Origin of the sequence: Pseudomonas sp. NPDC087346, from assembly GCF_044744235.1 — a bacterium.
Classification (GTDB): Bacteria; Pseudomonadota; Gammaproteobacteria; order Pseudomonadales; family Pseudomonadaceae; genus Aquipseudomonas.
Genome location: NZ_JBIUXX010000006.1, coordinates 86958 through 107862, shown reverse-complemented (window position 1 = coordinate 107862; position 20905 = coordinate 86958). Strand labels below are relative to the sequence as shown.

At 59.2% G+C, this 20905-nt stretch carries 16 protein-coding genes; 4 read left to right on the top strand and 12 right to left on the bottom strand.

From position 1 onward, the window contains the following. Window positions 1–24: 24 nt before the first annotated feature. Both ACIOZM_RS05800 and ACIOZM_RS05795 read right to left on the bottom strand, forming a co-directional pair. Window positions 25–1752 carry a ShlB/FhaC/HecB family hemolysin secretion/activation protein gene (locus ACIOZM_RS05800; protein WP_401210581.1) on the bottom strand — a complete coding sequence of 576 codons (1728 nt, stop codon included), beginning with the start codon at window positions 1750–1752 and terminating at the stop codon, window positions 25–27. Window positions 1753–1860: 108 nt separating this feature from the next. Then, window positions 1861–2994 (bottom strand): MFS transporter, encoded by a 1134-nt coding sequence (locus ACIOZM_RS05795; RefSeq protein ID WP_401210577.1) that lies wholly within the window; start codon window positions 2992–2994, stop codon window positions 1861–1863. Window positions 2995–3093: 99 nt separating this feature from the next. Between ACIOZM_RS05795 and ACIOZM_RS05790 the strand changes: the two genes are divergently transcribed. The 3 genes from ACIOZM_RS05790 (at window position 3094) to ACIOZM_RS05780 (ending at window position 6665) form a co-directional block, all read left to right on the top strand. Continuing rightward, window positions 3094–3858, top strand: coding sequence for an AraC family transcriptional regulator (locus ACIOZM_RS05790; RefSeq protein WP_401210574.1), 765 nt, complete (start codon window positions 3094–3096; stop codon window positions 3856–3858). A 96-nt stretch (window positions 3859–3954) separates the two neighbouring features. After that, on the top strand, window positions 3955–5076 hold the full coding sequence (locus ACIOZM_RS05785) for an HlyD family secretion protein (RefSeq protein ID WP_401210572.1): 1122 nt from the start codon (window positions 3955–3957) through the stop codon (window positions 5074–5076). Then, window positions 5073–6665: a DHA2 family efflux MFS transporter permease subunit gene (locus tag ACIOZM_RS05780; RefSeq protein ID WP_401210570.1), complete on the top strand. Its 1593-nt coding sequence runs from the start codon at window positions 5073–5075 to the stop codon at window positions 6663–6665. Before ACIOZM_RS05785 ends, ACIOZM_RS05780 begins: the two co-directional genes overlap by 4 nt. A 117-nt stretch (window positions 6666–6782) precedes the next feature. Here ACIOZM_RS05780 and ACIOZM_RS05775 read toward each other — a convergent pair whose 3' ends face one another. From ACIOZM_RS05775 to ACIOZM_RS05765, 3 genes are all read right to left on the bottom strand, one after another. Then, window positions 6783–7223: a carboxymuconolactone decarboxylase family protein gene (locus ACIOZM_RS05775; protein WP_401210567.1), complete on the bottom strand. Its 441-nt coding sequence runs from the start codon at window positions 7221–7223 to the stop codon at window positions 6783–6785. A 97-nt stretch (window positions 7224–7320) separates the two neighbouring features. Further along, window positions 7321–8763, bottom strand: a complete 1443-nt coding sequence (locus tag ACIOZM_RS05770) for a mechanosensitive ion channel domain-containing protein (RefSeq protein ID WP_401210564.1) — start codon at window positions 8761–8763, stop codon at window positions 7321–7323. A gap of 227 nt (window positions 8764–8990) precedes the next feature. Then, entirely contained in the window at window positions 8991–9857 is an 867-nt protein-coding gene (locus ACIOZM_RS05765) for a pirin family protein (RefSeq protein ID WP_401210562.1), read from the bottom strand. 733 nt (window positions 9858–10590) lie between these two features. Here ACIOZM_RS05765 and dkgB point away from each other — a divergent pair. Beyond that, window positions 10591–11394 carry a 2,5-didehydrogluconate reductase DkgB gene (gene dkgB, locus ACIOZM_RS05760; RefSeq protein WP_401210559.1) on the top strand — a complete coding sequence of 268 codons (804 nt, stop codon included), beginning with the start codon at window positions 10591–10593 and terminating at the stop codon, window positions 11392–11394. 4 nt (window positions 11395–11398) lie between these two features. On the opposite strand, the gene ACIOZM_RS05755 is transcribed toward dkgB, so the two are convergent. From ACIOZM_RS05755 to ACIOZM_RS05725, 7 genes are all read right to left on the bottom strand, one after another. Then, window positions 11399–14611, bottom strand: a complete 3213-nt coding sequence (locus ACIOZM_RS05755; protein ID WP_401210556.1) for a transporter substrate-binding domain-containing protein — start codon at window positions 14609–14611, stop codon at window positions 11399–11401. A gap of 10 nt (window positions 14612–14621) precedes the next feature. Then, window positions 14622–15236 carry a response regulator gene (locus ACIOZM_RS05750; RefSeq protein WP_401210554.1) on the bottom strand — a complete coding sequence of 205 codons (615 nt, stop codon included), beginning with the start codon at window positions 15234–15236 and terminating at the stop codon, window positions 14622–14624. A gap of 108 nt (window positions 15237–15344) precedes the next feature. Further along, entirely contained in the window at window positions 15345–15779 is a 435-nt protein-coding gene (locus ACIOZM_RS05745) for a chemotaxis protein CheY (protein ID WP_401210551.1), read from the bottom strand. Between the two features lie 91 nt (window positions 15780–15870). Further along, a complete protein-coding gene (locus ACIOZM_RS05740) occupies window positions 15871–17079 on the bottom strand; it encodes an EAL domain-containing protein (RefSeq protein ID WP_401210548.1) in 1209 nt (402 codons plus the stop codon). A 94-nt stretch (window positions 17080–17173) separates the two neighbouring features. Continuing rightward, entirely contained in the window at window positions 17174–17563 is a 390-nt protein-coding gene (locus ACIOZM_RS05735) for a hypothetical protein (protein ID WP_401210546.1), read from the bottom strand. A gap of 175 nt (window positions 17564–17738) precedes the next feature. After that, window positions 17739–19895: an autotransporter outer membrane beta-barrel domain-containing protein gene (locus ACIOZM_RS05730; protein ID WP_401210544.1), complete on the bottom strand. Its 2157-nt coding sequence runs from the start codon at window positions 19893–19895 to the stop codon at window positions 17739–17741. 228 nt (window positions 19896–20123) lie between these two features. Next, window positions 20124–20897, bottom strand: coding sequence for an OmpA family protein (locus ACIOZM_RS05725; protein ID WP_401210541.1), 774 nt, complete (start codon window positions 20895–20897; stop codon window positions 20124–20126). Window positions 20898–20905: the final 8 nt, after the last annotated feature.

The window sequence follows — 20905 nt, the reverse complement described above, 5'->3', positions numbered from 1 at the left end:
TCACTTGATTCAAATCTGCACATTTCATATCTGTAGCCCCACTCGCATCAGCCACGTTTCTGGCTCGTGCTGCAAACCGCGGGGGGTGTCGAGGCTGCGTTGGTAATCGACGTCCACTTGCAGATTCTTCCAGCCCAGATTCAGGCCGATGCTGGCGCCACTCAGGCGTTGGCCTTGTGCGCCGTGATCGGCTTTGATCCAGCCGTGGTCGAGGCCGACACGCGGGGTGATCTGCACCGGCCATTCAGTACGCAGCGGCAGGCGCAAAGTGTTGCGCCAGATCGCGCCGCTGGCACCGGAAACACTGCTGACGCGATAGCCGCGCACCGCAGAATCGTCGGTGCCGAGCAGTTGTTCGATGACCGGCAGCGGGTCGGGGCTGTATTGCAGATTGAGCTGGCTCTGCCACTGCCAGACCTGCGCACCGAACTGGCCGTTGCGCCACTGGCTGAGACCGGCGCGGTATTTGCGAAACTGCGCCTTGGGCAAGTTGTTGATCTGGTGCGCGCTGTCGTCGTCGGCGCCCAGCCAGCGCAGGCCTTGGGCGTAATTGAAATCGAGGTTCCACACCGCGCGGTCGAGCCAGAACAGATTAAGTCCAGCCTCGGCCACGGTCAGGGTCGGGCTCTGAATGCCCAAGCGGACGTTTTCCAGATAGCTGTCGACATCTTTGTGCGCCAGTTGCAGGTTGGCGCTGAGCTGGCGGCTCTGGTCACGCCACAACACGCGGTCGGCGCGCAGACTGAGTTGATCGGTGGTGCCGGTGCTGTGAAAGGTCACGCTGGGCAATTTGAACGGCGCGCGATATTCGGCGTGACTGGCGAACACGCTGTACGTCCAGTAACCGTAAGGAATCGCGTAATACAGGCTGGCATTGCGGCTGTAACGGTCGCCGTGATTGAGCGTGTCGCTGGCGCTGAGGCTCAACAGGTCGTTGAGCTCCAGCGGGCTATCAAGACTCAGGCTGACGGTGTCGCGATCACGCCCGGTGCTGGCGCTGCCGAGGTTGTCGGCGCCCAGTCCCAAGGCCCAGCGCGACTGGCCGCTGGTACGGGAACGCAGGATGATCCGCGACGCGCCGGGCTGGCTGCCGGGGGCGATGTCGGCGGTCAGATCAATCGAGCGCAAGCGGTTCAATTGATCCAGACCTTGTTCCAGATCACGCAGGTTCAACGGCGCGCCGAGCATCCCGGGAAATGCGCCGCCGAGCGAAACCGGCAAACTCTGATCGGCCAGTTCGATCGACTCGATGTAGCCTTCGTCGACCACGATATCCAGCGACTGCCCCGCCGCTGGCGCACTGCTCACGTACGGACGACTGGCGATATAACCCTTCTCGACGTAAATCGCGGTGATGGTCGCCAGCAGATGATTGATCTGGCCGACGCCCATGCACGGCGCGAGCAACGGTTTGATCCGTGCGTTGAGTTTGTCGCTGTCGATCAGCGTCACGCCGCCAATGCGCGTGCCACTTAGCGGCCAGCAACGCTCGTCGGGGGTAACGGTTTCAGGAATAACCGGGGTGACCGGCGCCGGCCCGAACGCGCCGCGTTCCAGTTGCCGCTTTCTTTGCTCAAGCTGCAACTGTTGCAGATCACGCTGCTGCTGTTGCTGCTGGCGCAGCACTTCCTGGCCCGGCGCGACAGGTTCGGCAGCTTCAATCGAGAACGCACAGACACTCAACACAAAGGCCGACAACAGCGGGCAACGCGTGGCACAACGACGGATCACAGCGCAAAACGAATACGGCACTCAACATCCTTTCGACCATCAGATGGCGTGATGCCATCTCATCAATAATCGTGATAGTCAGAGCCTTCCTACACAAATGCAAGACGCTTCCTACAGCGCTTACACTTCTTAAACATTTGATTTTCTTGTGGTCATCGTCAACAAGAACGCCAGTGCACAACACGCCATAAGGGTTTCCCCGAGGGCTTGAGTCCAGGCCGCGAGCATCAATCCGGCACCGATCATCAGGTAGTAAAGCAGGCCCAATAACGCGCCGGCCGTCCCCAACCGATCCGCGTAATTCACCAATGCCGAACCGAGAATATTCGGAATCGCCATGCCGAAAGCCAACACCACCAGCAACATCGGCAGTACAAACGCGATACTGCCTTGAGTCAGCCACACGCCAACTCCACCGAGCAATCCGGTCAATGCGCCGAGCCGAATCAGCTGCAATGCGCTGTAACCCCGGAGCAGTAAACGTTTGTTGATCCACGCTCCAAAACCTGAGCCCAACGCCAGTGCCACACCGCTGTAGCCGAACCAGGATTGACTCAGGCAGAGCCGCTCGAAGATGAACGGTGCGAGGCTGTAATAACTGAACAACGCAATGTTGAAACACGCTACCCACAGCGCAGAACGCCAGATCCCGCGATCACCCAACATGCGCCCGAGCGTTTCGAACAGCCCGATTGCACGCAATGTTGTCGGGCGGGTTTCCGGCAACACCCACCAACTCCAGAACCACAAAACCACGGCCAGCAGCACCAGTGCACCGAGCACGCCGCGATAGCCGAAGCCTTGCACCAGGCTCGCACCGCTGAACAGGCCAATTGCCGGACTGGCCGCCAACGCCATACCCGCCAGCGAAAATACCTGAGCCAGTTCGCGTCCCTGAAAGCGATCGCGCAACACCGTTTGCGTGACCACCGATCCCACCGCCGCACCAAATGCCGCGAGCGCTTGCGCCATCAACAAACCGTTGAAACTGTTGACGCACAGACCGATAACGCACGCCGCCGCGTAGAGCGCCAGCCCGAAGAGCATGGTCGGACGCCGACCGATCCGGTCGCACACTCGCCCCCACGTCACCACGCCAAAGGCAAACGCGAGGAAATACACGGACAGTGTCTGCGCCGCTGCCTGCGGACTGACATTAAATGCCCGGCCAATATCGCCGAGCGCAGGGCTGAACAAGGTTTGCGCGATCTGCGGGAACATCAGCAGCGCGATGCCCAGCAGCAATAATTTCCGGTTGTTCATCTCTCTGTTACCCCTCAATCAAACCGTTGAGGAGTTTAATAAGCAGCGTCTGACGTATTATCCAAACTCTGACAACTTATCCTTGATATCGGACAAACCATGGCCTGGCTCGATGCTCATACGTCTTTTGATGCGGATGCCTTTGCTGCGCCGGTCATCGGCATCGCCGCGACCCTTGGTGATCACGACTCCGGCCTGCACCGGCATCATCGTGGGCAGTTGCTGTATACCCGGCAGGGTTGCACCCGCATCACTTTGGCGCAGCAGTTATGCCTGCTGCCGCCGTCGCGTGCGGCATGGATTCCTCCCGGTGTCAGCCACCGTGCGGTGATGCAGCAAAGCGTCGATTACCGCTCGATCTACCTGTTCCCGGAATGCTGCAACGACTTGCCGCAACAGGTGTGTGTAATTGAAGTCAGTCCTTTGCTGCGCGCCGTGCTTGAGCCGATGGCGACAGCCGCTTTCGATACCGACTGGCAGCACGGTAAATTCGCCCATCTGTTGGGTCTGTGCCTGAGCGAGATCGCAGAAGCGGCCCAGCAACCAATGCTCTTGCCGCTGCCCCGGGACCAGCGCTTATCGGCGTTGCTCTCCACTCCCGAACAATTGCCGCCGGAACTGCAAGTGCTGGAGCAAAAAATCGGCGCCAGCGCCCGCACTATCGGTCGAATTTTCCAGCGTGAAACCGGGATGAACTACCAGCAATGGCGCCAACAGTGGCGGTTGATGCGCGCCATGGAGTTGCTCGCCATTGGGCGCAACCTCGGCTATTGCGCATTCGAACTGGGGTTTGCCAGCGATAGCGCTTTCATCGCCTTCTTCAAAGCGATGACCGGTGACACCCCCGCACGATGGCTGAAATAAACACCTGACGATCGGCAGCAAAAAAAAATTGCGACAAAATATTACTAGCGTCATATTATTAGCGTAATAACTGCCGATTGCATAGGTATTACCGCCATGACCAGTATGCCGACCCACGAGCCCGACCTCGCCGTCCCGACCACCGCCGCCCGGCCTCCCCTGCGCAAACGTCTGTTGTTGCCGGGGCTGGGCTTGATCGTTTTGGTGGCTGCCGGACTGTATGCCGTTCACTGGTGGGGCGACGGGCGGTTTATTGAAGAAACCGATGATGCCTACATCGGGGGCGACGTCACGGTGATCGGGCCGAAGGTCGCTGGTTACATCGAAGAAGTGCTGGTCAGCGACAACCAGTCAGTGAAGGCCGGCGACGTGTTGATCCGCCTCGATGCCCGCGACTATCGCGCCAATCTGGCCAAGGCCGAAGGTGCGGTCGCCGCCGAACAGGCGCTGCTGGCCAACCTCGATGCCACTGAACAACTGCAACAAGCGGTGATCGGCCAGGCCCGCGCCGGCATCGATGCGGCCGGCGCCGAGACCTCACGTTCGCGGGATGACAATGCGCGCTACAAACGTCTGGTAACTACGAATGCCGTCTCGGTCGAAAGCGCACAACGCGCCGACGCCACGTTCAAGACTGCTCAGGCTTTGAGTGCCCGCGCCCAGGCTGAACTGCTCGCCGCACAACGCCAGCTCGCAGTGATAGACACCCAGAAACAACAGGCCCGCGCCGCGCTGATGCAAGCCCGCGCCGAGCGCGATCTGGCGCAACTCAATCTCGGTTACACCGAATTGCGGGCGCCGGTCGATGGCGTGATAGGCAATCGCCGCGCCCGGGTGGGTGCCTATGCGCAGGCCGGTTCACAGCAACTGTCGGTGGTGCCGGCCAGCGGGCTGTGGGTCGATGCCAATTTCAAGGAAGACCAATTGGCGCGGATGAAACCCGGCCAGCGTGTGAGCATTCGCGCCGATGTGTTGTCCGGCCAGGAATTTCATGGTCGACTCGACAGCCTCGCCCCGGCCACTGGCTCGCAGTTCAGCGTGCTGCCACCGGAAAACGCCACCGGCAACTTCACCAAGATTGTGCAGCGCGTACCGGTGCGGATTTTGCTCGATCCGGCCGACGGTGTGCTCGGGCATCTGCGTCCGGGCCTGTCGGTGACTGCGGAAGTCGACACCCGCGCCCAACCTGAAACCACCGCCGTAGCCGCTGCGCCATGAGCCGCGCCCTCACCCTTGCGGCGCAGCCGTTCAACCCGGCGGACATGGCCACCGCGACCAAAGTGTTCGCCTTCGCCACCATGTGCATCGGCATGTTCATTGCGCTGCTGGACATCCAGATCGTCTCGGCATCGCTGCGCGACATCGGCGGCGGTTTGTCCGCCGGCACCGACGAAACCGCATGGGTGCAGACCAGTTATCTGATCGCCGAGATCATCGTGATCCCGTTGTCCGGCTGGCTGTCGCGGGTGTTCTCGACGCGTTGGCTGTTCTGCGCTTCGGCGGTCGGATTTACCTTGGCCAGTCTGCTTTGCGGCATCGCCTGGAACATCCAGAGCATGATCGCCTTTCGGGCGCTGCAAGGGTTTCTCGGCGGTTCGATGATTCCGCTGGTGTTCACCACGGCGTTCTTTTTCTTCACCGGAAAACAACGGGTAATCGCCGCCGCGACCATCGGCGCGGTCGCCTCGCTGGCGCCGACCATGGGACCGGTAATCGGCGGTTGGATCACTGATATTTCGTCGTGGCACTGGCTGTTCTATATCAATCTGGTGCCGGGGATTTTTGTTGCTGTGGCGGTGCCGATGCTGGTGAAAATCGACCAGCCGGAACTGTCGCTGCTCAAGGGCGCGGACTACCTGAGCATGGTGTTTCTCGCGCTGTTTCTCGGCTGCCTGGAATACACCATGGAAGAAGGCCCGCGCTGGAACTGGTTCAGCGATCAAACCATTCTGACTACTGCGTGGATCAGCGGTCTGGCCGGGATCGCCTTTATTGGCCGCACCTTGCATGTGGCCAATCCGATTGTCGATCTGCGCGCACTGAAGGATCGTAATTTCGCCCTCGGCTGCTTCTTCTCCTTCGTCACCGGCATCGGCCTGTTCGCGACCATTTACCTGACGCCGCTGTTTCTTGGGCGAGTGCGCGGCTATAGCGCGCTGGACATTGGTCTGGCGGTTTTCTCGACCGGTGTGTTCCAGATCATGGCGATTCCGCTGTATGCCTTTCTCGCCAACCGCGTTGATCTGCGCTGGATCATGATGGTCGGGCTGGGCTTGTTTGCGGTGTCGATGTGGGAGTTCAGCCCGATCACCCACGACTGGGGCGCCGGTCAACTGATGTTGCCGCAAGCCCTGCGCGGGATTGCCCAGCAACTGGCGGTGCCACCGGCCGTGACTTTGACCCTCGGCGGGTTGGCACCGGCACGGCTGAAACATGCGTCGGGGCTGTTCAATCTGATGCGCAACCTGGGTGGCGCGATTGGTATCGCAGCCTGCGCGACGATCCTCAATGACCGAACCAACCTGCATTTCACCCGGTTGGCCGAGCATCTGAACAGCAGCAATGAAGCGCTGAATCAGTGGCTGTCCGAAGTCGGCGGCAATCTCGCCACCCTCGGTCAAAGCGGTGACGTCGGCGTCACTGGTGCGCTGCATCAGTTATGGCTGCTGACTTATCGCGAGGCGCAAACGCAGACCTATGGCGACACGTTTCTGATGATCATGGTGTGCTTCATCATCGCCACGGCGATGGTGCCCTTGATGCGCAAGGTGCAACCACCGGCCGCGCCGAGTGCTGATGCACATTGACGGAACGCATATCCCCTTGTGGGAGCCAGCCTGCTGGCGATAGCGTCAGCTCAATCAACCAGATGTTGAATGGACAATTGCTATCGCTAGCAGGCTAGCTCCTACAGGGATTAGTGTTTAGAGCTGTGGGGTTTTGCGGAAGCCTACCGCCAGGCGGTTCCAGCTGTTGATGGTGCTGATTGCCACGCTCAGATCGACCATTTCCTTTGGCGAGAACTGCGCGGCAACGGCCTCGTAATCTTCGTCCGGGGCATGGGTCAGGCTCAGTTGGGTCAGGGACTCGGTCCACAGCAGCGCGGCGCGTTCGCGGTCGGTGAAGAACGGTGCTTCACGCCATGCGGTCACGGCGAACAAGCGACGTGGCGTTTCACCGCCCTTGATCGCGTCAGCGGTGTGCATGTCGATGCAGAACGCGCAGCCGTTGATCTGCGACGAACGCAGTTTGACCAGTTCGATCAGGGTCTTTTCCAGCGGCAGTTTCGAGACCGCGGTTTCCAGGGCGATCATGGCTTTGAGTGCGTCTGGGGAGGCTGTGTAGAAATCGACACGAGGTTTCATGGTGGTTCTCCGGGGCCAGTGAATGTGTGACTAAGGTAGTCCCGTCACTGCCCCGAACAAATAGCCAATCTCCCGGAAGACGGGTAGACCACGCCACTCAAACCTGATTACGCAACCATTGCAGAAAACCCTTCTTGGCCACCACCGCCGGCAGGTCCTGCGTCAGGCTTTGCGCCTTGTGCAAGCGGAAGTCGAGCAAGGCTTTCATCGCATCGTTGATGTCGTGGCGCGCATCCAGACAAGGCTTGAGATAGCTTTTCTCGATGCGATACAGCGCACAGAAAGTTTTCGCCGCAAACGTCGCCGGCACCGACGAATCGGACAGAATCCCCGCCTCGCCGATCACCTCCCCCGGCCCCATGCGCCCGGACTCGAACGGTGTGCCGTGACGGATCAACGTCACGGAAATCACGCCGGACTCGATGATAAACAAGTGATCGCTGACCTCTCCGGACTCCAGAATGGTTTCCCCGGCGCGGAAGGTTTGCAGGGTCATGTTCTGGCTGAAGGTGTCTTTCTCTTCCTGACGCAATGTGGAGAAAATCGGCGAACTGTCGAGCAACGCCCGTGGCCGCGAAAGATTGGCCGGCACATTGGCTTCAACGTTCGACAGCAGATTGACGCCGCTGGCCTGCAAATGCCGGTACGCCAGATCGAACAGTTGATTGCGCACTGAACGCTTCTGATCCATCGACGAAACAAACCCGCTGATTTCATATTCCACCCCGGCGCTGCTGGAGCTTTTCAGCGCCACGCTCGGTGCCGGGTTGTCGAGCAGTGGCCGGCAATCCTGCATCGCCCGTTCCAGTGCGTCGATCACCGTGGTCGGTCGGGTATGTGGACTGACTTGAATACTCACCGCCAGCCCGAACATATTGCTCGGGCGACTGAAGTTGATGATCTTGGCCTTGGCCGCCAGCGAGTTGGGAATCACCGCCATGCTGCCCTGACTGGTTTGCAGGCGCGTGGCGCGCCAGTCGATATCGATGACCCGGCCTTCGGTGCCATCGATGGAGATCCAGTCATCGATCTGATAAGGCTTGGTGGTGTTGAGGACGATCCCGGAAAACACGTCGCTCAAGGTGCTTTGCAGCGCCAGACCGACAATGATCGCCAACGCCCCGGACGTCGCCAGCACGCCTTTGACCGGCAGATCCAGCACGTAGGCCAGCGCCGCAATAATGGCGATCAGGAAAATCACTGCCCCGAGCAGATCCTGCAGCAGTCGTCCGGTGTGCCCGACGCGCTGCATCATCACCGCACCGATCAACACCGTCAGAGTGCGCGCACCGAACAGCCACCAGCCAATCTGCAACCCGGTTGCCGCCAGGTGTAGCGGCACGTTGTCGGCCCACGGCGCCGGCTCCATCGGATTGAGGCCTTCGTTGAACAACAGCACGCTGAACAGACTGAAAATCAGCACCCGCACCAGCAGCTTCCACTCGCTGCCCCGGGAACTGATCAGGCGCCACAGACACAGATCGAGAAGAATCAGGATCAACGCGCAAAACAACGGGTGTTCAGTCAGCAGTGACAGCATCAAACAACTCCGACGGGGGCCAATCGCGAGAAGATCGCACAGATTGGCTCAGTGTAGGAGCAATTGATTTCACAGGATGACTGGCTTACCCAAAACACCACAAAACCCTGTGGGAGCTGGCTTGCCAGCGATGGCGACCTGACAGCCAACATTGCATTGGCTGACCGAGCGCTATCGCGGGCAAGCCCGCTCCCACAGGGGTGATGTGTAGCTGTTGAGTACCGGGTTTACCCGTGCATCCGCCCAAACTGCCCGGACTGGAAGTCGGCGAAGGCCTGATGTATTTCCTGCTCGGTATTCATCACGAACGGGCCGTGACCGACGATCGGCTCGTCAATCGGCTCGCCGCTGAGCAGCAACACCACTGCGTCCTCGCTGGCCTCAAGCGTCAACTGCTGACCGTCACGCTCGAACAGCGCCAACTGCCCTACCCGCACCGATTCAACACCATTGACCTGCACCGAACCCTTCAACACCACCAGCGCCGTGTTGCGCCCTTCATGCAAATCAAGGGTCAACAACTTGCCAGCGTTCAGACGCAGGTCCCAGACATCAATCGGAGTAAAGGTGCGCGACGGACCTTTGTGGCCTTCGAACTCACCGGCAATCAGGCGCAGGCTGCCGGCGTTGTCCTTGAGAGCGATACTCGGAATGTCACTGTCAAGAATCGTCTGATAACCAGGCTCGGCCATTTTGTCCTTCGCCGGCAGGTTGACCCACAACTGCACCATTTCCAGCTTACCGCCGGTTCTGGCGAAGTTCTCCGAGTGAAACTCCTCATGCAAGATGCCGGAAGCAGCAGTCATCCACTGCACATCGCCCGGGCCAATCGTGCCGCCACTGCCGGTGGAGTCGCGGTGCTGCACTTCGCCGTCATAAACAATCGTCACCGTCTCAAAACCACGGTGCGGATGCTGACCGACGCCACGACGCTCAGTCGTCGGCGTGAACTCAGCGGGACCGGCGTGATCCAGCAACAGAAACGGACTGATGTGCTCAGCCAGATTGTCATAAGAAAACAGAGTGCGAACCGGAAACCCATCGCCGACCCAATGGCCGCGAGGGCTGGTGTAAATACCGATGATGTTCTTCATGTTGCCTCCAGAACGGGTGAATGACGCAATGGATTAAGCATAAATCCAAGAGCATTAATGCACTAGACGGCAAAAACCGGCCTCATCGTTCCATATAAAGAACAATCCAACGCCAAAAGCTCCCCTGTAGGAGCTCACGAGTGCAACGAGGCAGCGATCTTTTGATCTTGTTTTTCTAAAAAGCAAAATCAAAAGATCGCAGCGTGCAGCAGCTCCTACAGGGAATGCACATACCTGCCAGTGATTGGTCGGCTATCAGGCGCCAAGTTCCGCTTCGCTCCACCACCACTCACAGGATGAGCTTTAGCTCGGCTGTGATCTTGATCTGAGAGGTCCGTCGGCAGGCTGAGTGGAGGGATTTATCCGGGGGTTGGCGCGCAGCGCCGTTTGGCGAAGCCAAATGCATCGAGAGGAGGTGCAGCGAAGCAAACCGTAGGCGATGCCCCCGGATGAAACCCGGAGCGAAGGAACCCCGAGCCCCAGCGAGCGGGCCGAACGTCAGGACAAAGCCTTTTGGGTTACCTTTTCGGCGTTTGGAAAAGGTGACCCGCCGTAAGGGCGGAACCCTAAGCCGCCATCACCGCAGCAACGGATATGCACCCAATCCAAAATCCAAAATCCAAAAAAACATTCGTGCCCCCCGATCAACACTGCTTTGCCCAACCCCCTATTTTTCCCACCCCCCCAATCAAGGAAACTGCCCCCAATCCCCACTAAAACCAAGGAGCAAAAAATGCCCATCCCAGCATTCGGCCAAGGCACATTCCGCCTGCAAGGCCAGGTCGTCATCGACTCAGTAACAACCGCCCTCGACCTCGGCTACCGCGCCATAGACACCGCACAAATCTACGAAAACGAAGCCGAAGTCGGCCAAGCCATCGCCGCCAGCGGCATTCCCCGCGAAGAACTGTTCATCACCAGCAAAATCTGGGTCGCCAACTTCGCCAAGGATCGCCTGATCGACAGCCTCAAAGAGAGCCTGCAAAAACTCCAGACCGACTACCTCGACCTGACCCTGATCCACTGGCCATCGCCAGAAAACCAGGTTCCCGTCGAAGAATTCATGAACGCGCTACTGGAAGCCAAGCGCCAGGGCCTGACCCGCCAGATAGGCATCTCCAACTTCACCATCGACCTGATGAAACAGGCGATCGCCGCCATCGGTGCCGAAAACATCGCCACCAACCAGATCGAACTGCACCCCTATCTGCAAAACCGCAAAGTGGTCGAATTCGCCCAGAGCCAAGGCATCCAGATCACCTCGTACATGACCCTCGCCTATGGCGAAGTGCTGCAAGACCCACTGCTCCAGCAGATCGCCGAGCGCCTGCACGCCTCCCCGGCGCAGGTCACTCTGGCCTGGGCCATGCAACTGGGTTACGCGGTGATTCCGTCGTCGACCAAACGCGCCAACCTGCAAAGCAATCTCGGCGCCACCGCGATCACCCTGAGCGATGCCGACATGGCGCTGATCGCCACGCTGGATCGCGGCCATCGCCTGACCAGCCCGAAAGGCATCGCGCCGCAGTGGGATTGATTGTTCAGGCTTGAAGATGTTGCGCGAGGCTGTGCATGGCCTTGCGCAAGGTTTTGATTGCCTCGCCCAGCACAACCGACTCGGCGTCGTGGCACGCCTGATCGAGATCAGCGCATGCCGACACCAGCCGCGCGGCACCGACCATTTGCGCGCCGCCCTTGATGTGATGGGCCAGATCGCGCAGCCCGCCGGGGTCTTTTCCCACATCATCAAGCCGTTGCAGGTCGTGGTGCAGACTGCTCAGCACTTCCTCGCGCAAACGCGCAATCATCGATTGATCGGCACCGGCCAACTGTTCCAGTGCACTCAAATCGATTTCCTTCAGCGGCAGCGCCTCGCTCGTATCGTCGGGAATCGCGCTATGCCTGACACCGTTCAGCGCCTTCATCAGATTGGGCAAGAGAATCGGTTTGAACAGACAATCGTCCATGCCGGCAGCCAGGCAACGAGTCTTTTCCTCGACTTGCGCGTTGGCGGTAAAACCAAGGATCAGGCAACGTGCCCTGCCGTTCGCCGCTTCCTCTTCACGGATTTCCCGCGCCAGTTCATAGCCATTACGCCGTGGCATGTTGCAGTCGGTAATCACCACATCGAACCGTTGGGTCTGCCACTTCGCCAGTCCCGACTCTCCATCGCCGGTATCAACCGTACGGTGGCCCAAATCACTTAATTGCCAGCACAGCAACAGCCGGTTCACCGGGTGATCATCCACCACCAGAACACTCAGCGAACGCTGCGGCGCAGTCGTCAGCTCAGGATCTGTCGTGTCCGGTACCAGCGCCACCAGCATCGGCAACTCTAGAATCACTTCAACCCGCGTGCCCTGCCCGGGCTCACTGTCGAGGCGCAGTGTGCCGCCCATCATTTCGCAGAGACTGCGACTGATCACCAACCCCAGTCCGGAACCACTGCGCGCCGATTGCGGATTGTTACCTGCCTGGACAAACGGACTGAACAACCGTTGCCGATCCTCGACGCTGATGCCGACACCGCTGTCTTCGATGACCACGCACACCATCAAACGGTCCTCTCCTGCACTGGTCAATTGCAGGTGCAGACTCACCTCACCGTCGTCGGTGAACTTGATCGCATTGCTCAACAGATTCGACAGCACCTGCTTGAACCGCGTCGGGTCAATCAGCACGTCAACGTCGCTGCGTGCATCCAGCTCGATATGCCACAGCAAGTGTTTCTGCCGGGCCAGCCCCTCGAAGACCCGGCATACGCAGCTGACCAGATCACGCAGATTGGCCCGCTCGGGTGCCAGGGACAGATGCCCTGATTCGATGCGCGCGACGTCAAGAATATCGCCGATCAACTCCAGCAATTGCTGGCCGGCGCCGGAAGCCACCTGAATCGCCAGACGATCGGTGACGCCCTCTTCGGCGCGCTTGAGCGCCAGTTCGAGCATGCCCAGCAAGGCATTCATCGGTGTGCGGATTTCATGGCTCATGGTCGCCAGAAAAGTGGTCTTGGCGCGATTGGCGTCGTCCGCCGCATCCTTGGCCTCTTGCAGTTGCTGCAACCATTGCTGACGCTGACGGATCTGCCGGCGCTGAAAACCGATCCAGCCCAGCGCCAACAGGAACAAACCGGCAGCAACAGCGAACGCGCGAATAATCTCCTGACGATGGCGCGACCAATAATTGTCATCGACCACCGCGTCGTGGCTCCAGCGCTCGACCAGTTCATCCATTTCCTGCGGGGCGATGCTCAGTAGCGCCTTGTTCAGAATTGAATGCAGCGCTGCCGACTGCGGCGCAGTGGCCAATGCCAGACGAGCCGGCTGGTCGCCCACGGTCGTGGCGATGCGCAGACGCTCACGGTATTGACGGGCAATAAGATAACGCGCGACCAGCAATGAACTCACCGTCGCGTCCGCCTGCCCCTTGTCGATCAGCGCCATACCCTCGGCCGGGCTCTTGACCTCGACCCAGCGAATTGCGGGGGCCCGGTCCGACAGATAAGCACGCAACGGGTGACCGCGATAAATCGCCAGACGCTTGCCGGCGAGGTCATCCAGACTGCGCGGACTCTGCGCCGTCGTCGCGCTGACCAGCACAAATGGATTGTTCAAATAGGCACGGGTAAACCGCAGCTCTCGTTCACGCTCACCGCTGGGCGTCACCACTGGCAACAGATCGAGTTCACCGGCCTTGAGTTGCTCGATCTGCCGATCCAGCGACCCACCGCGCACGATCTCGAATTGCAAGCCGCTGCGCTGGCCGATCAGGGTCAGCAACTGCGCGGCAAGCCCGCGGAACCGACCGTCAGGATCAAAAAACGTCAAAGGCGCGAAGTCTTCGATAGCCCCCACACGGACTACCGGATGTTGGTCCAGCCAGGTCTGTTCACTGGCGCTCAGTCTCACCCGCGATTGCGCGCTCATCTCGGCGCGGCCAGCGCTCCAGCGTTGCTCGATACGCTGGCGGCGTTCCATGGGAATGGCGGCCAGCGCCTTGTCGACAATATGTTGCAAACGAGCATCGCTGCGCAGCAGAGCAAAACCGAACGAATTGGCGTCCAGGCCCGATGGGCCGGCCAGTTGCAGGTCATTGCGATAATTGGTGTTGATCAGGTAATTGGCGCTGATGAGATCGCCCAGATAAACGTCATCCGCGCCAAACGCTACCGCACCGAGGGCATCCATCGCCGATGCGTAACGTTGCACACTGGAGTCGGGATAGAACGCTTGCACAGTCGCCAGCGGCAGATAGTCCTCGACCATGGCGATACGCTTGCCAGCCAGATCCGCAGGCAGCGAGTCGTCGAGTCGGGTCACCAACATCGGCTGATCCTCGGCGTAGGCTCGGGAAAGTATCAGCTCAGGGTCGGCTATCTCGAAACTGTTCGAGGTTCCCAGCAGATCGAGATCACCGCGCTTGAGCGCTGCAATCACCTCCTCGCGACCGGAGTAGCGCCGTACCTCAATGCGCGTACCCAACAGTTGCGCCAACAGGGCCGCGTAATCGGCAGTCAGCCCTTCGAGATCCTGGTTATTGCGGGTAATTTCAAACGGCGGGTAATCAGGCCCGGAAATCCCCATGCGAAGCACCGGATGCTGACGCAGCCATTGCCGGTCCTGATCGTCCAGTCGTACCTCGACATTTTCCAGCCTGGCGCGGGCCAGTACTTCCAGCACCTGCGGCGCATCACTCGCCCAGCCCGGGGACGCAAGGACCAATAGCAATGCGAAAGTCCAGCGTCTGAGGCTCATGCGCGATATCTCAGATCAAATGATTGCGCTTGGCGAAGTCCCGCAAATGCACGGTCGCTGCCACACCGAGTTTTTTCATCATGCGGGTTTTGTAGGTGCTGACGGTTTTGTGGCTCAGGTGCATATCATCGGCAATGGCGGTGTTGGTCTTGCCGTGCGCCAGTTGCTCGAAGATGCTCAATTCGCGGTCGGAAAGCTGATCGATCAGGTGCTTTTCGCAGGCAAGCGACGAACCCGGATCCGGCAATGCGGAAAAGTACGAATAGCCGGACATGACCGCCTGAACGGCCTTTCGCAACTGCTCGATCGGCTGATTTTTGCATACGTAGCCCATGGCCCCGTGACTCAGGCAGCGGCTCTGATAGTGCAGCGGTTCCTGAGACGAAAAGACCAGGACACGGCAGCCAAAATTGCCGGCATTGATCCGGCTCAGCACTTCAAGTCCATCGAGGAAAGGCAAACGCAGATCGAGCACTACCAACTGAGGTCGGTGCTCGCGGATCAGCGACAGGACTTCATTGCCGTTCGATGTCTCGTAAATCACCGTAAAGCGTTCGGCCTCGAGCGTCATTCTGACAGCGGTACGCACAACCGGATGATCGTCGACGATCAACGCTTTCCTCATGACCTCTCCCGTTGTTGGAACATTGGATTGCTGCGGATGACTGTTGCACGGGAGTCGGGGCGAATCTACCTGTCAGATCTGACAGTTGCGACAACGGGTTATTTATGCTCAGGCGCGGCGCTGCAAGGTTGAGGCTTTATTCCAGGCATTCGAGGCGGTCTCCCGCTGGGCATCTGCCAGCGCCATCAGATGCTCTATCACGCCAATATTGGGCAATGCGGCATGGCTGATCTGCACATTTTCCTGGGCGAAGCCGGACGCAGACTGAAGCGGTGCCGAGGGCTCGTTGTAGATCAGCGCATGACGCACATGCGGGTTATCGAGGAAAAAACCCAGCAGATCCAGTGAGCCCGCCGCCAACTCGGCATTGATGACAACCGCATCGAACGGTTCACAGCCGTATTCCACCAGCGTCAGCAACTCGACAAGACTCTGAGCCGGAGCGACGCGGTAGTAGCCGAGGTGATTGAACAAGCGCTCGATTTTCATCCGGTGAAAATGCTGTGGGTCGGCAATCAGAATACGCAGGGATTTGTTGATCATCATCGATCTCCCGAGAGTAACGGTTTCAGGGAGTGGCAAGCCTACGCAAGGCCCGGGAAGTGTTCTGTAGGATCTTTCCTAAAAAAGCCGGTCATTCATCCGTGAGCGAAACCTCGTTGCGCCGCTGCAACCAATGCAGCAAATCGTCGCCGGACATCGGCCATGCGTACCAGTAACCCTGCCCTTGCGTGCAGCCCAGCGCCATTAACTCGCGACGCTGCGCATCGGTCTCGATGCCCTCGATCACCACCGTCATGCCGAGGGTTTCGCCCAGCGCCAGCGTGCTGCTGATTGCCGCTTTGCAGCGTGGTTCGTGTTCGAGGTTACGAATGAAATCGGCGTCGAGCTTGATCTCGTTGAAAGGCAACTGACACAAGCGCTGCAACGATGAAAACCCGGCACCGAAGTCATCGATCGACAACCGGCAGCCCATCATGCGCAGCCGCACAAGACTTTCCATGCTGGTCGCCGGAGCCTCAAGCAAACCGCTTTCAGTCAGCTCGAAGGTCAAGCTAGAACCGCTGGTGCGATGGCGCGCCAACAGGCCTTTGAGGGTGGACGTCAGTTGCGCATTGGCCAGTTGCACCGCTTGCAGGTTGAACGCCATGTTCAGCGCAAATCCCTGCGCGCGGGCGTTGCGCTGCACGATCAACGCCTGATCCAGTTGTGCAAAGAGCATTTCGTCGAGCAGCCCGCAACGCTCAAGAACCGGCATGAACAGCGCGGGCGAAATGACTCCGCGCGTCGGGTGCAGCCAGCGGCACAGCACTTCAACGCCACAGACTTCCCCGGTTTGCAGGTTGAACTTGGGTTGATACCAGGCATGCAACTGCCCCTCGGCCAGCGCTCGCCGAACTGACGACTCACTGGCCAGCGCCACGCAGCCGACTGATTGCGGCTGGCTGACCGGGCGCTCGATGAACTTGTGCAGCAACTCGGCCAGCACTTGCGAATGCAAAGGCTTGCCGACGTCACCCAGCAGCTCAAGCCCAAGCAAAGCGACCATCTGATGCACTGCCCGCCGCAAGTCCGCTGACAGCGAACTGCTGATGATCACCGACTTGACCTGCCCCGACGCGCCAACGCGCTGGAGAAACTCCAGACCGTCCATGCCCTCCATCTGCAAATCGCACAAGGCGATATCAACCGTACCAATCGTGTCCAGTAGCGCCAGCGCCTGAGTGCCGTCACTGGCCTCGAAGACCTGGTCACAGCCCAGCGTTTGCAGCATGTTGACCGCAACGGAGCGCTGGAAAGCATGGTCTTCAAGCACCAGGACACGGAGCGGCAGGCTAGGCATGGACGTTGACTCTTTGGTTGATCGGGTGGGATGAGTGTCCGCGAATACGGAAGGCAAATCGTTAGGAAAAGTCCCAACGTTTGTGGGAAATTTCCTAAGCATCGAGTTGCTCCAGCAAGGGGCTCAGCGTTTGCCGATCCGCTGTACGAATCAGGCTCAACTGGCGGCGATGAGTGGCATAAATGATCTCGGCCTGCGGCTGCCCACGTCGCGCGTCGTGAATCACCCCGTGGCGAATCTGCGGATTACTCTGGAAAAAACGCACTGGATCGATGCCCGCCGCAACCAACAGTTCTCCGTTAATGATCATCAGGTCGAATTGCTCGAACGGGTCAGACGAATAATGAGTCAACGCCAGTAGCTCACGCAGCGAGCGCGCAGTCGTGAAGGCGCGATATCCCAATTCACCGAGGGATTTTTCGATTCGCAGGCGCAGAACGTTCTGTTCTTCGGCAATCAGGATTCGCAGGCATTTGTAGGACATGGTTTTTCGCAAATGGCATCGCACGCAAGGGACGCGGATCAATAGGCAACCACGCTAACCAAAACCTCTGGCCACCTATGTAGGACAAGTCTGAAAAACGGGCACGAAGCTCGTAAAGACTTACAACAACGCCACACCGGGATGACCCGATGTGGCGTTTTTTCTGACTAAAGTCCTACCAGAGGTAGCGATAACCCAGGCTCACCCCGAACGGTTGCTCGATGTCATTGCCCTTGGCGTATTCGGCATCCAGCGAGATTTTGCTTTTCTCGGTGACTTGCAACACACCGCCGAAACCCAGCTCCATGCGGTTGCCCGGCAGCTCGGAGTCGAACTTGTTGCCGTTGACCCGAACCTTGCTGTTGCCCGCATGTTCGGTGATCCACGAGGCCTTGACGTAAGGTTGCGCCTGCATGCCGTTGTTCAGCGTCAACTGGCGACCGAACAATGAACCGATGCGGCTTTGCACCGAATCGAGATCATCAGCCTTGACCCGCAAACCGTTGCTGGCGGTGTAGTTCGCCCCTTGCATACGGGTTGCGGTGAGTTCCAGTTGCGGCTCGACGAACCAGCCGTCCTTGAGCTTTATGCGTTTGCCAACCTCGACGTCTGCACCGATACCGTTGGTGCTGTAGGAACCTTTTACCGCCTGCCCCAGATTGGTCGGGGTCTTGATGTCGTTATCGAAACGGCTGTACTTCAAAACGCTGTCGACATACACGCCGTTGTCATTCAGGTAAGTGGCATAGACACCGAACATCCGGCTGTCGATTTCGCCCGAGGCGCCCTCACCGAAATCCAGATCGGAACGCGCCGTGCCCAACATGCCACCGACGTAGACCTTGCCGCTGTCGAGGGCGAAAGCCTTGTCGGCACCGATCTCCAGACCGGTGATGTCCTGGGTATAGGCACGGCTGGATTGTTCGCTGACATCGAAGCGCTTGCCGATGGCCCGGGTCCAGATTCCGCCGTCGTCCTTGCCCATGCGCAATTCGCCGAGGCGCTTGACCAGGGCGTTCATTTGCGCGTTCCACAGACCAGCGCCCGCGGTGTGTGCGGCGATGGCGGCGTTGGCGCCTTTCGACAGGTTTTCCGGAGTGGGGTCGACTGGACGTGGCGGGATAACCGGGTCGACCGGTTTTATTGGCTCAACCGGAGTGACTGGATCGACCGGTGTGACTGGATCGACCGGTGTGACTGGGTCCACGGGTTTGACCGGATCAACCGGAATACTGCCGGCACTGCCCAGTACCCAGTCATCACCCTGCTGACTCAAGGTGTAGCGGAACGCGCCGGCATCGACATGGCCGCCGTACAGGGCGAATTTCGCATCACCACCGTTGGTGTCCACCAACACCAGCCGACCGTCCGACGTGGTCGGCTCGCGCCCCGAATCACCGACAACCAAAGTGTGGTTGCCGCTGGCCAGGCCGGCGCCTTGAACGACCAGCAAATCGTCATGTTGACCCGCGATATCGGTGTTCATCAAGACACTGCCATTGCCGGACAACGCATTGACGGTGAAGGTCTTGAAGCTGCCATCAGTGCTCGGCACAAAGGCCAGACGCCCGCCGTTGAGGGTCAGCGAGTCAACGGTTTTCACGCCGTTTTCCATGACGTTGACCGTGCCGCCGGACTCCACCACCAGACCGTTGGCCTGTGCGCCGGTGTAGAGATTGACCTGGCCGCCATTGCTGACCGTGCTGTTGTTGGCGGTGCCGGTGTCGTAGACGCTTTGGGTCCCGCCCAGAATCTGAGTGCCATTGGCCACCGCGCCGCCCAGCGTGCCACGGCGAATGGTTTGCTCGCCTCCGGTGGCAATTACGCTACCGTTGGCCGTCGCCATGTTGCTCAGGTTCTGCACACCACCATCGGCAATCTGCGTGTCATTGGCTCGGGCCATGATGTCCAGAGTCTGCACACTGCCGGCATTGATCAGAGTGCGGTTGGCCGTGGAATTGGTCACCGTTTGCTGACTGGCATTGAGTACGGTGTCGTAAGTCATGCCGCTGGTACCGACTGTTTGAGTGCCTCCCGCGTTAACCACCGTACCGTAACTGACGCCGCTGGAGACATTCTGCGTTGCGCCCTCGACCTGAGTGTCGTAACTCACGCCATCGCGAAACACGTTCTGCGAACCAGTGCCGCTGACGGTAGTGCGATGAGTTGTGCCGTTGGTACCGACCACTTGTATGCCCGTCGTGACGCTTTCGTCATACACCACTGCCCCGCTATTCACCGCAGCGGTATAGGCACTCGCGTGCAACGGCACGAGCAAGGCAACTGCGATGGCAATGGGCGTTCGGCGAAATGAAGGGGCAATGGCTTTCATGGATAGCACCTCAAGTGTGCCATTCCTGGCACCTGCATTTTCGGACTGAGCCCGAACCGCAGACATCAGGGGTTCGCACTCGGGAGGCAGGTAATTTAGGAAATCGAGGAGACTTTTTGAGTAGGACTTTTCCCTATCTTTGTAGGAAATTTCCCAAGCGATACGGTCAGGCTTGACCGCTCACCAACACTGGAAAAGCGAGCCCGTTGCAGGCTCGCCCAATGGTCATCAGCTGCGGGAACCGACCACCGATGAACCGTAGGAAATGATCACTTCCACTCGACGGTTGAGCTGACGCGAGCGCGCATTGCCGTTGTCAGCAATCGGGAACTCCTTGCCGTAACCCTTGGTGATCAAGCGCTCAAGGCCAATGCCCATTTGTTGCAACGCACGGGCCACCGAGTCGGCACGACGCTCCGACAGCGACTGATTGTAGGCATCGCCGCCGACATCATCGGTGAAGCCTTCAATGCGCACTTTGCGCTCGGGATTGGCGCTCAGGTACTGGGCCAGTTGTTCGAAGTTGCGCTGGCTGCCGTACTTGAGGTCGGACTTGCCGGTGTCGAACAGCACATCGCCGAAGGTCACGACTTCACCACGCTCGGTTTTCTGCGCTTTCATCGCTTGCAGCGCTTTCAATTGTTGGGTGCGCACGTCGAGTTGCACCTGGGTGCGCTCGGCGTCGATTTTCTTCAACCCGGCCTCAGCCTGACGACCAGTGATGGTCTGCTCGGCAAGGGCGATTTTCTGGCTGGCGAGGTAGGCCAACTGATCGATACCCGGCGCCTTGCGATCCTTCAGCGAAGCCTGATCAGCCTTGTTCAGCGCACTGAAAGCATCCTTGGTTTCGATGGCCGCCAAAGTGCTCGACTCCGGCTTCTGTTGCAGCGTTGCAAACTGCGAGCGAGCTTGCAGCAGTTGCGGGTTTTCCGGTGGCGTGGCGCAACCCGCAAGCATCACGGCGAACAGCGAAACGACTGGCAATAATTTGAAATTCGGCATGGACTGTC

Coding starts and splice junctions, on each gene's coding strand:
- ACIOZM_RS05795 (WP_401210577.1), bottom strand. CDS start 2,994: ATGAACAACCGGAAATTATTGCTGCTGGGCATCGCGCTGCTGATGTTC.
- ACIOZM_RS05790 (WP_401210574.1), top strand. CDS start 3,094: ATGGCCTGGCTCGATGCTCATACGTCTTTTGATGCGGATGCCTTTGCT.
- ACIOZM_RS05785 (WP_401210572.1), top strand. CDS start 3,955: ATGACCAGTATGCCGACCCACGAGCCCGACCTCGCCGTCCCGACCACC.
- ACIOZM_RS05780 (WP_401210570.1), top strand. CDS start 5,073: ATGAGCCGCGCCCTCACCCTTGCGGCGCAGCCGTTCAACCCGGCGGAC.
- ACIOZM_RS05775 (WP_401210567.1), bottom strand. CDS start 7,223: ATGAAACCTCGTGTCGATTTCTACACAGCCTCCCCAGACGCACTCAAA.
- ACIOZM_RS05770 (WP_401210564.1), bottom strand. CDS start 8,763: ATGCTGTCACTGCTGACTGAACACCCGTTGTTTTGCGCGTTGATCCTG.
- ACIOZM_RS05765 (WP_401210562.1), bottom strand. CDS start 9,857: ATGAAGAACATCATCGGTATTTACACCAGCCCTCGCGGCCATTGGGTC.
- dkgB (WP_401210559.1), top strand. CDS start 10,591: ATGCCCATCCCAGCATTCGGCCAAGGCACATTCCGCCTGCAAGGCCAG.
- ACIOZM_RS05755 (WP_401210556.1), bottom strand. CDS start 14,611: ATGAGCCTCAGACGCTGGACTTTCGCATTGCTATTGGTCCTTGCGTCC.
- ACIOZM_RS05750 (WP_401210554.1), bottom strand. CDS start 15,236: ATGAGGAAAGCGTTGATCGTCGACGATCATCCGGTTGTGCGTACCGCT.
- ACIOZM_RS05745 (WP_401210551.1), bottom strand. CDS start 15,779: ATGATCAACAAATCCCTGCGTATTCTGATTGCCGACCCACAGCATTTT.
- ACIOZM_RS05740 (WP_401210548.1), bottom strand. CDS start 17,079: ATGCCTAGCCTGCCGCTCCGTGTCCTGGTGCTTGAAGACCATGCTTTC.
- ACIOZM_RS05735 (WP_401210546.1), bottom strand. CDS start 17,563: ATGTCCTACAAATGCCTGCGAATCCTGATTGCCGAAGAACAGAACGTT.
- ACIOZM_RS05730 (WP_401210544.1), bottom strand. CDS start 19,895: ATGAAAGCCATTGCCCCTTCATTTCGCCGAACGCCCATTGCCATCGCA.
- ACIOZM_RS05725 (WP_401210541.1), bottom strand. CDS start 20,897: ATGCCGAATTTCAAATTATTGCCAGTCGTTTCGCTGTTCGCCGTGATG.